The organism is Streptomyces sp. NPDC001980, from assembly GCF_040296885.1.
Taxonomy (GTDB): domain Bacteria; phylum Actinomycetota; class Actinomycetes; order Streptomycetales; family Streptomycetaceae; genus Streptomyces.
The window spans coordinates 124664-138007 of the sequence record NZ_JBEOYD010000015.1; the positions used below are offsets into that span (position 1 = coordinate 124664).

Sequence of the window (13344 nt, forward strand, 5' to 3'; positions counted from 1 at the left end):
TGGTCGCGTCCCAGTTCAGCACACCTCCCGGGCGGATCCGCCCCCGGGATCATGAAATCGTTACTGAATAACCGATCAGCGGGCGGCGAGGCTGGAGCGCCGCACCACCAGTTCCGGCTGGAGCACCACCCGGCGGTGCTCGTGCGCCGCCTGCCCCTCCCCCTCCTCGGTCTCCTCCAGGAGGAGGTCCGCGGCCAACGCCCCCATGGTGACGGCGGGCTGGCGGACGGAGGTCAGCGGTACGGCGGCCGCGGCGGCGAACTCGATGTCGTCGTAGCCGACGATCGCGAGGTCGTCCGGGACGACCACCCCGGCCGCGTACATGGCCTGCAGGACGCCGAGGGCCAGGAGGTCGTTGGCGCAGAACACGGCGGTGGGCCGGTCGGCGAGGCCGAGCAGGCGGGCGCCCGCGTCCCGCCCGGCGGCCACGTCGAGCCGCTCGGTCGGCAGCTCGCGCAGCGCGTCGGGGCCGAGCCCGGCCTCGGCGAGGGCGTTCAGGGCGCCGGTGCGCCGGTCACGGACCTGGTTGAGCCCGGGCGGCCCGCTGACGTACGCGATCGAGCGATGCCCGGCGTCGACGAGATGGCGCACGGCCAGCGCCCCGCCCGCCACGTCGTCGACGCTCACCGAGCACTCGGTGGTGCCCTCGGCGACCCGGTCGACGAGCACGAAGGGGATGCCGTGCCGGCGGAAGGTCTCGATGTTGCGGCCGGTGGCGTCCGCCGGGGTGAGCAGGACGCCCCGCACCCGCTGCTCGGCGAAGAGCGACAGGTACTCGGCCTCCTCGCCGGCGTTCTGCGCGCTGTTGCAGACCATCACGCCGAGCCCGGCCTCCCGGGCCGCCCGCTCGGCGCCGCGGGCCACGTCCACGAAGAAGGGGTTGCCCATGTCGAGGACGAGCAGGCCCATGATCCGGCTGCGGCCCGCGCGCAGCTGGCGTGCGGACTCGCTGCGGACGTAGCCGAGCCGGTCGATCGCCGACTGCACCCGCGCCCGGGTCTCGCCGGCGACGGTGTCCGGGCGGTTGATGACGTTCGAGACCGTGCCCACCGAGACTCCGGCGGCGCGGGCGACGTCTTTGATACCCACCGACTGGGCCATCGGTCGAGACCTCCAGGAAACATGGACGGCGCCTTCACGGCACGGAAGGGCACATCCGGAAGGGCTTCACATTACGACATGACTCGCACACCGGTCCGGGTCAGCCGGGCAGGGCGAAGTCGACGACGTGGAGCGCGGAGGGTGTCGTACCGCTCGACGTCTCCTGGTACATGAACGACAGCACGTTGTCCGCCTTGACCCGCAGCTCGTCGATGACGACCTCGCCGAAGGCGTTCAGGTCACCGCCGTCGTAGAGCAGCGCCCAGTCGGAGTAGTCCGCGGCCTTGGACGCGCCGGCGATCCGTCCGTAGGGGAACACCGCGTAGGCGTTGTCGTACTTGTCCAGCACCAGCTTGGTGCGCTGGCTGGAGTTCAGGGCGACCGGGATCTCGGTCTTCTGCCAGGTGCCGGCGGAGTTCCTGCGGAGGTGGAAGGCGCGGCCGTTCGCGGTGCGGTCGGCGACGTAGTCGGTGGTGCACTGGCCGAAGCGGCCGGGGACATAGCTGATGATCGTGTGCGGGAGGCCGGCGGAGTCGGTCCACTGGCTCTCCTGGTTCATCAGGGAGTGGTCCGGGTTGAGGGAGTCGACGACCAGCCCGGAGTCGGTGACGGCGACGGTGTCCGAACTGCCGGTGGTGGCGACCAGGGCGCCCGCGTCGTTGCGCCAGGTGCGACCGCGGTCGGTGGAGTAGACGTAGCCGGTGTCGTGGTTCGTGATGCCACCGCTGTTGCACATCACGGACGCCGACTGCTCGCGCCAGGTGAAGAAGGCGTGCAGCCGCCCGTCCGCGTCGTAGTCGATGCCGTGCAGATACATGTTGCGGGCGGTCGACGACCCGTGCGTGCTCGTGTACGTCCCGCTGGAGCTGCTCCACTCCCCCAGGGCGGTCCAGCCCGAACCGTCGTACTCCGCAAGGGCGTTACGGCCGTTCCCGGAGATCCCCACCCGGTAGCTGAGCTGGAGCCTGCCCTCGGGCGTGGAGATGAACTGCGGGTAGGTGAACTGGGAGGTGGGCGACACCCCGTCGAGGGACGTCTGTACGGCGCCGAAGACGGCCGAGGTCCAGGCGGTGGAGCCGGGGTTGTCGAGCAGCCCGGCCACCGACTTCACGTAGTAGAAGCCGTCGCTGTGCGAGTCCATGTTGACGTGGAGCCGGCCGTCGGTCTTCGACACGCCCATGGAGATGACGTTGTGCGAGTCGCTGGACTTGAGCTGGTGGGCGAGGGTGACGGTGGACCAGGACGACCCGCCGAGCACCCGGCGCCCGATCACCGCGGAGCCGGTCGAGGTGTACCAGCCGGCGTACTGGTGGCCCTGGTAGGTGAACAGGCCGTTCTTCTGGAAGGAGTTGTTGTTGACCAGGCCGTCGTAGGAGACGAAGAAGACGGCCTGGGCGTCGAGTTGCGTGCTCTGCTGCTTGTTCACCGACGGTCCGGGGCCGGCCGCGCGGGCGGTGCCGGCGGCGAGGGCGGGGGTGGTGACGGCGCCGACGAGGGCGGCACCGAGCACGGTACGTCTCTTCACGAGCGGCTCCTGTCGTGGTTCAGGCGAGGTGGAACACTTCGGTGAGCGGTGTCATCGCCTCGTCGGGACGGGCACCGTCGAGGGCATCGAAGAAGGGACCCATCTCGGCCTGCCAGCGGGCGTTGACCTCGGTGGCCTCCATGCCGGCGCGGGCGGCGTCGAAGTCCTCGGTCTCCAGATAGCCGACCAGCAGGCCGTCGTCGCGCAGGAAGAGCGAGTAGTTGTGCCAGCCGGTGGCGGAGAGCGCCGCGCGCATCTCCGGCCACACGGCGGCGTGGCGTTCGCGGTACTCGGCGAGGCGGTCCTGCCGGACCTTGAGGAGGAAACAGACGCGCTGCATGAAGTACCGCTCCCGCTCTAGAAGTTGAACTGGCCGATGTTCTTCGCGTCGAACACGGTCGGCTTGCCGAGGTTGATCACGCCGTCCTTGCCGATGGTGTAGGTGGTGTCGCCGGCCTTGAAGGTCTCGCCCTCCTTGCCGGTGATCTGCCCGGAGGCCAGCGCGACGGCGGTGCGGGCGGCGAGGTCGCCGAGCTTGGCCGGGTCCCACAGCTCGAAGGCGTCGACGGTACCGTTCTTGACGTACTGCCGCATGTCGTTGGGTGTGCCGAGGCCGGTCAGCTTGACCTTGCCCTTGTACTTGGAGCCGGACAGGTACTGGGCGGCCGCCTTGATGCCGACGGTGGTCGGGGAGATGATCCCCTTGAGGTCCGGGTACTGCTGGAGCAGGCCCTGGGTCTGCTGGAAGGACTGCTGGGCGTCGTCGTTGCCGTAGGCGATCTTGACCAGCTTGACGTTCTTGTACTTCGGGTCCTTCAGCTCCTCCTTCATGTACCCGATCCAGGTGTTCTGGTTGGTCGCGGTCTGCGCGGCGCTCAGGATCGCGATCTCGCCCTTGTACCCGATCTGCTCGGCGAGCAGCTGCACCTCGGTACGGCCGAGGTCCTCGGCGCTGGCCTGCGAGACGAAGGCGTTGCGGCAGCCGGCGTTGGTGTCGGAGTCGTAGGTGACGACCTTGATGCCGCTGCTCATGGCCTGCTTGAGCGCGGTGCACAGGGCGCCGGGGTCCTGTGCGGACACGGCCATGGCATTGACCTGCTGCTGGGTGAGCGTGTTGACGTAGGAGACCTGCCCGGAGGTGTCGGTCGCACTGGAGGGTCCGACCTCCTTGTACTTGGAGCCCAGCTCGGTGAGCGCCTTCTCGCCGCCCTTGTCGGCGGAGGTGAAGTAGGGGTTGTTGACCTGCTTGGGCAGGAACCCGACGGTGAGGCCCTTCTTGAGCGCGGCGTTCGGGTCGGCCTTGGCGGTGGAGGTGGCGGCCGACGTCTCGTCGCTGCCGGAGTTGTTCTTGGTCGTACCGCCGCAGGCGGTGGCGGCAAGGGCGAGGGAGGAGACGGCGGCGAGGGTCACACAGGCACGCCGGAGGGATGACTTACGCATGACGGGTTCCTTTTTCAGTAACGGCTGTGGAAGCGCCCTTTCTTGGGGGCGCTGGGGATCCCCCCGGCCGAAGGCTGGGGGAGGAACTGCGCGACCAGCCACATACGGCCTGCAGCAATCAGACGGCCTTCGCACCCCTGTGCCGAGCCAACGAGATCTGCCGGGCAACCCGCGGCCCAAGCACCGAGACGACGAGCAACACACCGGTCACGACGATCTGGGACTGCGCGGACACGTTCAGCAGGCTCATCACGTTCTGCAGCGCCCCGAGCAGGAACACCCCCGCGACCGCCCCACCGAGCGTTCCCTTGCCACCGTCGAAGTCGATGCCACCGAGCAACACGGCGGCCACCACGCTCAGTTCGAGCCCGGTCGCGTTGTCGTACCGCGCACTCGCGTAGTGCAGCGCCCAGAAGACCCCCGTCAGAGAGGCCATGAACCCGGTGGCGACGAACAGCACCAGCTTGTTCCGCTTCACCCGGATCCCCGCGAACCGCGCCGCCTCCTCACTCGCCCCCACCGCGAACAGCGACCGCCCGAACGGCGTGGCATGCAGCACCACCACGGCGATCACCAGCAGCACCAGGAACGGCAGGAAGGCCCGCGGCAGGAACGTGTCGCCGAGCCGCCCCGCCGCGAAGTCCTGGTACTGCGTGGGGAAGTCGGTGACCGCGTCGGAGCCGAGCACGATCTGTGCGATGCCCCGGTAGGCCGCGAGCGTGCCGATGGTGACGGCCAGCGACGGCAGGCCCAGCCGGGTCACCAGCAGCCCGTTGACCAGCCCGCACACCACACCGAGCAGCAGGCACAGCGGGATGATCGTCTCGATCGCCATGCCCTCGTTCCAGAGCCTGCCCATGACGGCGCCCGAGAGCCCGGCGGTCGACGCGACCGACAGGTCGATCTCGCCGGCGACGACCAGCAGCGTCATCGGCAGGGCGATCAGCGCGATGGGAAGTGTGTTGCCGATCAGGAACGACAGGTTGAGCGAGTTCCCGAAGCCGTCGACGAAGCCGAACGACAACAGCAGGAGAACGATCAGCAGCGCACCGACGACCGTGTCCCAGCGGACCGCGCGTGTCAGGGAGTCAGGCATGGCGGGTGCTCCTCTTCTTCAGGGCGGAGGCCACCCGCAGCGCGACGATCCGGTCGACGGCGATGGCGAGCAGCAGCAGGAAGCCGTTGATGGCGAGCACCCACACGGAGCTGACCCCGAGGGCCGGCAGCACGCTGTTGACGGAGGTGAGCAGCAGCGCGCCGAGCGCGGCGCCGTACACGCTTCCGGAGCCGCCGGTGAAGACGACGCCGCCGACCACCACGGCGCTCACGACGGTGAGTTCGTAGCCGGTGCCGGTGCCGGAGTCGACGTTCCCGAACCGCGCCAGGTACATCGCCCCGGCGAGCCCCGCGAGGGCGCCGCAGAAGGTGTACGCGGTGAGGATCCGCTTGCGGACCGGGATGCCGGCCAGCCGGGCGGCCTCGGGGTTGGAGCCGAGGGCGTACAACTCCCGTCCGCTGCCGAAGTGTTTGAGGTAGTAGGCGGTGGCGACCAGCACCGCGAGGGCGATGAGGGCCAGCCAGGGGATCGCCGCCAGGCCGCCGGAGCCGAAGTCGACGAAGGAGCCTGGGAGGTCGGCGGCCGTGATCTGCCGGGAGCCGACCCAGATGGAGTCGACGCCCCGGATGATGTAGAGCGTGCCGAGGGTGACGACGAGTGCCGGCACCTGGCCGAGGCTCACCAGGAGACCGTTGAGCAGTCCGCAGCCGATGCCGAGCAGCACGGCGAGCAGGATCGCGACGGCCGGGTTGCCGCCGCCGTGCAGGTAGTCGCCGGCGGCGAAGGCGGTGATGCCGAGGGTGGAGCCGACGGACAGGTCGACGTTCCTCGTGATCACCACCAGGGACTGACCGGTGGCGACCAGGACCAGGATGGTCGCGTTGAGCAGCAGGTCCTTGATGCCCTGTTCGGAGAGGAACTGGCTGTTGCCGGCCTGGGTGACGGCGATCATCACCAGGAAGACGACGAGGATGGCGAGTTCGCGCATCTTGAAGACGCGGTCGACGAGCCGGGTCCCGGCGGACTCGGGCGTCTCGGCGGCGGGGGTCTGTTCCGAGGTGGTCACCGTCATGCGGCGGCCCTCCCCGTGGCTGCGGCCATCACGGTTTCCTCGCTGGCTTCGGAGCGCGGGATCTCGGCGGTGATCCGGCCCTCGTGCATCACCAGCACGCGGTCGGCCATGCCGAGGATCTCGGGCAGGTCGGAGGAGATCATCAGGACGGCGACGCCGTCGGCGGCCAACTCGCCGAGCAGGCGGTGGACTTCGGCTTTCGTGCCAACGTCGATGCCACGGGTCGGCTCGTCGACGATCAGCACCCTCGGCCCGGTCGCGAGCCATTTGGCGAGGACGACCTTCTGCTGGTTGCCGCCGGAGAGGGTGGACACGGCGTCGGCGATCCGGGCGTACTTCACCTGGAGCCGGACCGCCCAGTCGAGGGACCGGCTGCGTTCGGCGCCCCGGTCGACGAGGCCCGCTTTCACGGTCGTACGCAGACCGGTGAGGCCGATGTTCCGCTCGATGGACATGTCCATCACGAGGCCCTGGGCGCGCCGGTCCTCGGGCACGAGGGCGAGGCCGGCGGACATCGCGACGGAGGGTGCGCCGTTGGTCAGTTTCCGTCCCCTGACCTCGACTTCGCCGGCGTCCCAGCGGTCGACGCCGAAGACGGCGCGGGCGACCTCGGTGCGGCCGGCGCCGACCAGTCCGGCGAGGCCGACGATCTCGCCGGAGCGCACCTCGAAGGAGATGTCCGTGAAGACACCCTCGCGGGTCAACCGCCTTACGGCAAGGGCGACTTCACCGGCCCGTACCTCCTGCTTGGGATACAGCTCGTCCAGGTCCCGGCCGACCATCCGGCGGACCAGGTCGTCCTCGGTCATGCCGTCGACGAGCTCGCTGGCGATCCAGGCACCGTCCCGGAGGGTGGTGACCCGCCGGCAGATCTGGAAGATCTCCTCCAGGCGGTGCGAGATGAAGAGCACCGCCGCGCCCTGGTCGCGCAGAGTGCGGACGACGCCGAAGAGGCGGGCGACCTCGCTGCCGGTGAGGGCCGCCGTCGGCTCGTCCATGATCAGGACCCGGGCGTCGAAGGAGAGTGCCTTGGCGATCTCGACGATCTGCTGGTCGGCGATGGACAGGCCGCGGGCGGGGCGGTCGGGGTCGAGGGCGACGCCGAGCCGCTTCATCAGGGCGGCGGTGGCCGCACGGGTGGCCTTGTGGTCGATCCGGCCGAGCGCGCGCCGGGGCTGGCGGCCCATGAAGATGTTCTCGGCGATCGACAGGTCGGGGAAGAGCGTGGGCTCCTGGTAGATCACGGCGATTCCGGCGTCGCGGGCGTCGCCGGGGCCGTGGAAGACGACGGGCCCGCCGTCGAGTAGCACCTGCCCGGCGTCCGGTCGGTGCACTCCGGCGAGGGTCTTGATCAGCGTCGACTTGCCCGCGCCGTTCTCCCCGGCGAGGGCGTGCACCTCGCCGGGGAACAGCTCCAGGGAGACGTCCCGCAGGGCGCGCACGGCACCGAAGGACTTGGAGACGTCCTTCAGCGCCAGCACCGGGGCCGGTCCCGTGTCGGACGGGTGGGTCATGGGGGCTCCTCGACGACACCGGCGAGACGGTGGGCACCGGACCTCACGGCGTCGTGAAAGGTTTCAACTGGATTGCCGGGACCGTAGACACCACGGGCATGTCACGTCAATGGGTCCGTATCGAAAAAATTTCGATAGCCTAAGGTCACGGCGGAGTCACGGGAAACGGGGTTGGTCAGAATGCTTGACACCCCTGCGAGGGGCTCATACTTTGCGGTTCTGAATCGTTTCATGACTCAGTCATTCAGAGCCCCGTTCCGATCCCCGTTCGGATCCCGTTCCTATCCCCCAGGAGCCCCGAAGTGACCGACCTCGCCGCGGTGAAGGCCGTGCTGAAGACCCAGGCCGTCGAAACGCCGTCGTGGGCGTACGGAAACTCGGGGACCCGTTTCAAGGTGTTCGCCCAGCAGGGTGTGCCGCGCTCGCCGAAGGAGAAGCTGGACGACGCCGCGCAGGTGCACGCCGTGACCGGGGTCGCGCCGACGGTCGCGCTGCACATCCCCTGGGACAAGGTGGACGGCTCCGACGGATACACAGACCTGGCCAAGCACGCCGAGGAGCGGGGGCTGCGGCTGGGGGCGATCAACTCCAACACCTTCCAGGACGACGACTACCGTCTTGGCAGCATCTGCCACCCGGAAGCGGCGGTGCGACGGAAGGCCGTCGACCATCTGCTGGAGTGCGTCGACATCATGGACGCGACGGGGTCGAAGGACCTCAAGCTGTGGTTCGCCGACGGCACCAACTACCCCGGTCAGGACGACATCCGGGCGCGGCAGGACCGGCTCGCCGAGGGGCTGGCCGAGGTGTACGCACGGCTGGGCGAGGGGCAGCGGATGCTGCTGGAGTACAAGCTCTTCGAGCCGTCCTTCTACACGACCGACGTTCCGGACTGGGGGACGGCCTACGCCCACTGTCTGAAGCTGGGGCCGAAGGCACAGGTCGTGGTCGACACCGGCCACCATGCGCCGGGCACCAACATCGAGTTCATCGTCGCCACGCTGCTGCGGGAGGGGAAGCTCGGCGGGTTCGACTTCAACTCGCGGTTCTACGCGGACGACGACCTCATGGTGGGGGCCGCGGACCCGTTCCAGCTGTTCCGGATCATGTACGAGGTGGTGCGTGGGGGCGGGCTCACCGCCGAGGTGGCCTTCATGCTCGACCAGTGTCACAACATCGAGGCGAAGATCCCGGCGATCATCCGGTCGGTGATGAACGTGCAGGAGGCCACGGCGAAGGCCTTGCTGGTGGACCGGGGGGCGTTGGCGCAGGCACAGGTCGCCGGGGATGTGCTGGGCGCCAACGCGGTGCTCATGGACGCCTACAACACGGACGTACGGCCACTGCTGCGCGAAGTGCGGGAGGAGACGGGGCTGGACCCCGACCCCGTCGCCGCCTACGCCCGGTCCGGCTGGGCCGAGAAGATCGTCGCCGAGCGCGTCGGCGGACAGCAGGCCGGGTGGGGGGCGTAGGCAACTGCCGCTGCTCGCCTCGTCGCGGACACCCGGCGCCGGTCGGCGACGGTGACCGAGGCGTGGTGATCGAAGGAGGCCGTCCCCGCCCGGCTCGATGCCCCCGTCGGGCAGCCGGTCACGCGTCCGGCGCGGTGGCCGCTCCGGTGCCGAGGGGACGGAGCAGCCGGAGCACCATCTCGACGGTGCGCTCCACGGGACGCTGTCGCGTGGTGACGTTGAGCAGGAGCGTGCGGGCCAGAACGGCGCCGAGAAGCATGTCGAAGACGTCGTCCGGGTCCACGGCGGGGTCGACGCTTCCGGGCGGTGCGGCGCGCAGGATGTCCTCGAACTGCGGCCGGGCCGACACCCGCAGGTCCAGCTCCGGCGGCCGGGGGCGCCGCGACGCCTGGTGGTACGCGAGGAGGCCGGCCGCGGCCGCACGGGCCGCCGGCGCGTTGAAGGCGGCCAGATAGGCGCGGATGAACCGGCGGACGTCGGCGCGGAGGTCTCCCGTCGGCCGGACGCCCAGTGGACCGAGCCCGGGGAACGTGGCTTCCTCGATCAGCTCGATCCGGGACGGCCAGCGGCGGTAGATGGCTGACGCGTGCACGCCCGAGTGCTCCGCGACGGCCTGGATCGTCGTCGCCTCGAAGCCCCGCCCGACGAGCAGTTCGCGCGTCGCCGCGAGTGCCCGTTCGTCGATGCTGGTGTCCCGTGGACGGCCCGGGCGACGGCGAGACTCGGTCATGCGGGCCATCGTAGTGACCCGGCGCGCCCTCGGCCCTCTCCCGTAATTTCAGGAGACGGTCTTCTATAACTCCCCTCTCCTCGCTAGAGTCCCCTGGCAGACGGGCCCCGGACGGTGACGTGCCCCGGGTTCGGTTCGCGAAGTGGAGAAGCCGATGCGGGCTGCTGTACTGCGAGGCGGGACGGTCGAGGCGCGGATCGTCGACGACCCGGTTCCCGGACCGGGACAGCTCCTGGTCCGGTCGCTCGCCTGCGGGATCTGTGCGTCGGACCTGCACTTCATGGATCATCCGGAGGCGGGCGCCGACGACGACAGCGGGATGTCGACGTACGACCAGGACGTCGACATCGTGATGGGCCACGAGTACTGCGCCGAGGTGGTCGACTATGGCCCCGGCACCGAGCGCCGTATCCCCGTCGGCACCCGGGTGAGTTCGCTGCCGGTGCTGTCCACCGCGGCGGGGCGCAGGATCATCGGGCAGAACCCGGACTCCCCCGGCGGGTTCGGCGAGTACCTGCTGCTGACCGAGGCCGTCACCCGGGTCGTGGTGTCCGACCTGCCCAGCGAGGTGGTGTGCGTCGCCGACGCGATCTCGGTGGGCTGGTCGACCGCGTCACGTGCCCGGGTCATGTCCGGGGAGGTACCGCTGGTCGTCGGCTGCGGCGCGATCGGCCTGTCGGTGATCGCACGGCTGCGGCACCTGGGGGTGGGGCCGGTCGTGGCGGTCGACTTCGTGGCCGCGCGCCGTGAGACCGCCCGGGCCATGGGGGCCGACGTGGTCGTCGACCCCGCCGGGGTCTCGCCGTTCCGGGCCTGGCGTGACGTGGCCGAGGGGTCGGCCGGGCCGGCGCGGGACCTGATGGCGGCGGTGACCGGGTTGCCGGGCTGCGTCGTCTTCGAGTGCGTCGGTGTCCCCGGCGTCCTCGACTCGATCATCAAGGGGTGCGAGCGGGGCACCCGGATCTTCTCCGTGGGCGGGCCGCCGGAGGGCGAGCGCCTGCACACCCTGACCGCCAAACGGAAGGGCCTCAACGTCCAGTTCGGCGGCGGCCCGTCGATGACCGACTGGGACGAGGCGTTCGAGGCGGTCTGCTCGGGCGGCCTCGACGTCGGTCCGCTGCTCGGCGGAACCGTCGGGCTCGACGAGGTGCCCGCCGCACTCGACGCCGCCCGCGACGCGAACGGCCCGGCCCGCATCGTCGTCGTGCCCTGACCCGACTTCAGAGAGGGCCCACATGAGTGAGATCGACGCATTACGCGCCACCGTCGAGCGGCTGACGGCACAGGTGCGCGACCTTCAGGACCAGGTCGACATCATGCAGCTCGTCGCCCAGTACGGGCCCGACGTCGACAGCGGCTCGGGGGAGGCCGCCGCCGGGCTCTGGACCGACGACGGTGTCTTCCACGCCATTCCGCACCTGCGGATGGAAGGCCGGGACGAGATCGCCGGCATGGTCCACGGCGCCGGGCACCAGAGCGTGATCGGCAACGGCTGCGGTCATGTCCTGACCGTGCCGCACATCGTCGTCGACGGCGACGAGGCCACCGGCCGCAGCCACGCGCTGCATCTGCGCTGGGACGCCGACGCCGGCCGCTTCTGGGTCTTCCAGGTCTCCGCGAACACCTGGCGCTGGGTGCGCACCGCGCGGGGCTGGCGCATCGCCGAGCGGATCAACGCCAACCTCGACGGCTCCCCCGGACCCCGCGAGATGCTGGCACCGCCGCCCGAGTCCGGCCGCACGCGGTGAGGATCGGATTCGTCGGCGCGGGCCGCATGGGCCGGCCGATGGCCGGCCGGCTGCTGGCCGCGGGGCACGACGTCACCGTCCTGGCACGACGCCCGCAGGCCCGGGAGGCCGCCGCTGCCGACGGGCAGGCCTGGGCCGGGACGGTGGCGGAGACCGTCCGGGACGCGGACGTGGTGTTCGTCGTCGTGCTCACGGACGAGCAGGTGCGGTCGGTGTGCCTCGGACCGGAGGGTGCCCTCGCGGCCATGAGGCCGGGGGCGACGCTCGTCCAGCACACCACCTCCGATCCGGCGACCGCCCGACTGCTCGTCGAGGCGGGAGCGGAGCATGGGATCAGGGTGCTCGACGCCGCGCTCTCGGGCGGCCCGCACGACATCGCCGCGGGCCGGCTCACCCTGTGGATCGGCGGGGACGAGAGGGTCCTGGACGACGTACGTCCGCTGCTGGCGACGTACGCCTCGCCGGTCCTGTGGGTCGGGCCGCCCGGCAACGGCCAGCGGGTCAAGCTGGTGAACAACGCACTGTTCGTCGCGCAGGTGGGCCTCGTGATCGACGCGGTGCGCCTGGCCGGCTCGCTGGGGATCGAGGAGCGGACGGTCCTCGACGCGGTGCGGCACGGCAGCGGGGCGAGCCGCGCCCTGGACGTCGTCGCCCGGGGTGGTTCGGTGGCGGCGGTGGCGGAGCGGCTGGCGGGCCTGATGTCGAAGGACGTCGCCGTGGTGCGGGAGGTCGCGCGGGGCGCGGGGGCGGATCTCGGGATCATCGGGGCGGTCCTGGCGTCGGACGCGGTCGAGAAGCAGGTACTGGAGCCGGCCGCCGTGCCGGAGAAACCTTGAGGGAGAAGACGTTGACCGATGTGACCGACGCAGCCGGCGCATACGGCCCCTGGGGCATCGTCGCGGGCGGCTCCGACGGGGTCGGTGTCGCGTTCGCGCACGGAATGGCCGCCCGGGGCATCAACGTCGTACTGGTGGCCCGGCGGGTCCCCGTACTGGAGGAGGCGGCACACGCTCTTCGGGCCCGGCACGGTGTCGAGGTCCGCACGGTCGCGCTCGACCTCAGTGCCGCGGGCGCCCTGGCGGAACTCGAACGCGCCACCGCGGACCTGGAGGTCGGGCTCCTCGTCTACAACGCCGGTGCCGACACCCGCAGCTCCGCCTTCCTCGACAAGGACCTCGACGCCCACCTGCGACTGGTCCACCGCAACTGCACCGCCGTACTGGAGGCGGCCTACCGCTTCGGCACCCCGATGGCGGCGCGGGGCCGGGGAGGCATGGTGCTGGTGACCTCGGGTGCGGCCTGGGCGGGCGGCGCCAGGCTCGCCGCCTACGGTGCCTCCAAGGCGTTCGACCTCGTCCTCGCGGAGAGCCTGTGGGCTGAGTGGCGGGGCAGCGGTGTGGACGTCCTGGGGCTCGTGCTCGGCAGGACCGACACCCCGTCCCACCGCCGGATGCGTGAAGCGGGCGGCGAGTCGTACGGCGGTGAGCTCGCCGACCCCTACGACGTCGCGGAGGAGGCGCTCGCCCACCTCGCCGACGGCCCCACCTGGATCCACGGCAGCCCGAACCCGACCGGCGGTTCGCCGTTCGGCGCGCTGAGCCGCCGCGACGCCGTGCTCGCCATGAGCCGGGGCGCGGCGGCGGACGGGGAGGGAAGCGGCGTCAGGCGGTGAGCGGATCCGGGCC

The 13344-nt window shown here is 70.7% G+C and carries 13 protein-coding genes; 5 read left to right on the plus strand and 8 right to left on the minus strand.

The window, feature by feature from the left end:
• Positions 1 to 75: 75 nt before the first annotated feature.
• The 7 genes from ABT137_RS23780 to ABT137_RS23810 form a co-directional block, all read right to left on the minus strand.
• Complete coding sequence (locus ABT137_RS23780; protein WP_351712004.1) at positions 76 to 1101, minus strand: LacI family DNA-binding transcriptional regulator; 1026 nt, start codon at positions 1099 to 1101, stop codon at positions 76 to 78.
• A 100-nt stretch (positions 1102 to 1201) separates the two neighbouring features.
• Positions 1202 to 2626: a BNR repeat-containing protein gene (locus ABT137_RS23785; RefSeq protein WP_351712006.1), complete on the minus strand. Its 1425-nt coding sequence runs from the start codon at positions 2624 to 2626 to the stop codon at positions 1202 to 1204.
• A 19-nt stretch (positions 2627 to 2645) separates the two neighbouring features.
• On the minus strand, positions 2646 to 2966 hold the full coding sequence (locus ABT137_RS23790) for an L-rhamnose mutarotase (RefSeq protein ID WP_351712008.1): 321 nt from the start codon (positions 2964 to 2966) through the stop codon (positions 2646 to 2648).
• Between the two features lie 17 nt (positions 2967 to 2983).
• Positions 2984 to 4066 carry a rhamnose ABC transporter substrate-binding protein gene (gene rhaS / locus ABT137_RS23795; protein ID WP_351712010.1) on the minus strand — a complete coding sequence of 361 codons (1083 nt, stop codon included), beginning with the start codon at positions 4064 to 4066 and terminating at the stop codon, positions 2984 to 2986.
• A gap of 118 nt (positions 4067 to 4184) precedes the next feature.
• A complete protein-coding gene (locus ABT137_RS23800; protein ID WP_351712012.1) occupies positions 4185 to 5162 on the minus strand; it encodes an ABC transporter permease in 978 nt (325 codons plus the stop codon).
• Complete coding sequence (locus ABT137_RS23805; RefSeq protein WP_351712014.1) at positions 5155 to 6195, minus strand: ABC transporter permease; 1041 nt, start codon at positions 6193 to 6195, stop codon at positions 5155 to 5157. The genes ABT137_RS23800 and ABT137_RS23805 overlap by 8 nt, the downstream gene beginning before the upstream one ends.
• On the minus strand, positions 6192 to 7709 hold the full coding sequence (locus ABT137_RS23810) for a sugar ABC transporter ATP-binding protein (protein WP_351712016.1): 1518 nt from the start codon (positions 7707 to 7709) through the stop codon (positions 6192 to 6194). Before ABT137_RS23810 ends, ABT137_RS23805 begins: the two co-directional genes overlap by 4 nt.
• A 302-nt stretch (positions 7710 to 8011) precedes the next feature.
• On the opposite strand from ABT137_RS23810, the gene rhaI reads away from it, so the two are divergent.
• Entirely contained in the window at positions 8012 to 9181 is a 1170-nt protein-coding gene (rhaI, locus tag ABT137_RS23815; protein ID WP_351712018.1) for an L-rhamnose isomerase, read from the plus strand.
• Between the two features lie 118 nt (positions 9182 to 9299).
• Here rhaI and ABT137_RS23820 read toward each other — a convergent pair whose 3' ends face one another.
• On the minus strand, positions 9300 to 9911 hold the full coding sequence (locus ABT137_RS23820) for a TetR/AcrR family transcriptional regulator (RefSeq protein ID WP_351712020.1): 612 nt from the start codon (positions 9909 to 9911) through the stop codon (positions 9300 to 9302).
• A 154-nt stretch (positions 9912 to 10065) separates the two neighbouring features.
• On the opposite strand from ABT137_RS23820, the gene ABT137_RS23825 reads away from it, so the two are divergent.
• From ABT137_RS23825 to ABT137_RS23840, 4 genes are read left to right on the plus strand one after another with little or no spacing between them, the layout of a single operon-like run.
• Entirely contained in the window at positions 10066 to 11124 is a 1059-nt protein-coding gene (locus ABT137_RS23825; protein ID WP_351712022.1) for a zinc-binding dehydrogenase, read from the plus strand.
• 22 nt (positions 11125 to 11146) lie between these two features.
• Entirely contained in the window at positions 11147 to 11659 is a 513-nt protein-coding gene (locus ABT137_RS23830) for a nuclear transport factor 2 family protein (protein WP_351712024.1), read from the plus strand.
• Positions 11656 to 12495: an NAD(P)-dependent oxidoreductase gene (locus tag ABT137_RS23835; protein ID WP_351712026.1), complete on the plus strand. Its 840-nt coding sequence runs from the start codon at positions 11656 to 11658 to the stop codon at positions 12493 to 12495. Before ABT137_RS23830 ends, ABT137_RS23835 begins: the two co-directional genes overlap by 4 nt.
• Positions 12496 to 12515: 20 nt before the next feature.
• On the plus strand, positions 12516 to 13331 hold the full coding sequence (locus ABT137_RS23840) for an SDR family NAD(P)-dependent oxidoreductase (protein ID WP_351712205.1): 816 nt from the start codon (positions 12516 to 12518) through the stop codon (positions 13329 to 13331).
• The last annotated feature ends 13 nt before the right edge of the window (positions 13332 to 13344 follow it).

Bases quoted from the DNA above. Each gene is read 5' to 3' on its own strand.
- ABT137_RS23780 (WP_351712004.1), bottom strand. From the start codon at position 1,101: ATGGCCCAGTCGGTGGGTATCAAAGACGTCGCCCGCGCCGCCGGAGTC.
- ABT137_RS23790 (WP_351712008.1), bottom strand. From the start codon at position 2,966: ATGCAGCGCGTCTGTTTCCTCCTCAAGGTCCGGCAGGACCGCCTCGCC.
- rhaS (WP_351712010.1), bottom strand. From the start codon at position 4,066: ATGCGTAAGTCATCCCTCCGGCGTGCCTGTGTGACCCTCGCCGCCGTC.
- ABT137_RS23800 (WP_351712012.1), bottom strand. From the start codon at position 5,162: ATGCCTGACTCCCTGACACGCGCGGTCCGCTGGGACACGGTCGTCGGT.
- ABT137_RS23805 (WP_351712014.1), bottom strand. From the start codon at position 6,195: ATGACGGTGACCACCTCGGAACAGACCCCCGCCGCCGAGACGCCCGAG.
- ABT137_RS23810 (WP_351712016.1), bottom strand. From the start codon at position 7,709: ATGACCCACCCGTCCGACACGGGACCGGCCCCGGTGCTGGCGCTGAAG.
- ABT137_RS23820 (WP_351712020.1), bottom strand. From the start codon at position 9,911: ATGACCGAGTCTCGCCGTCGCCCGGGCCGTCCACGGGACACCAGCATC.
- ABT137_RS23825 (WP_351712022.1), top strand. From the start codon at position 10,066: ATGCGGGCTGCTGTACTGCGAGGCGGGACGGTCGAGGCGCGGATCGTC.
- ABT137_RS23830 (WP_351712024.1), top strand. From the start codon at position 11,147: ATGAGTGAGATCGACGCATTACGCGCCACCGTCGAGCGGCTGACGGCA.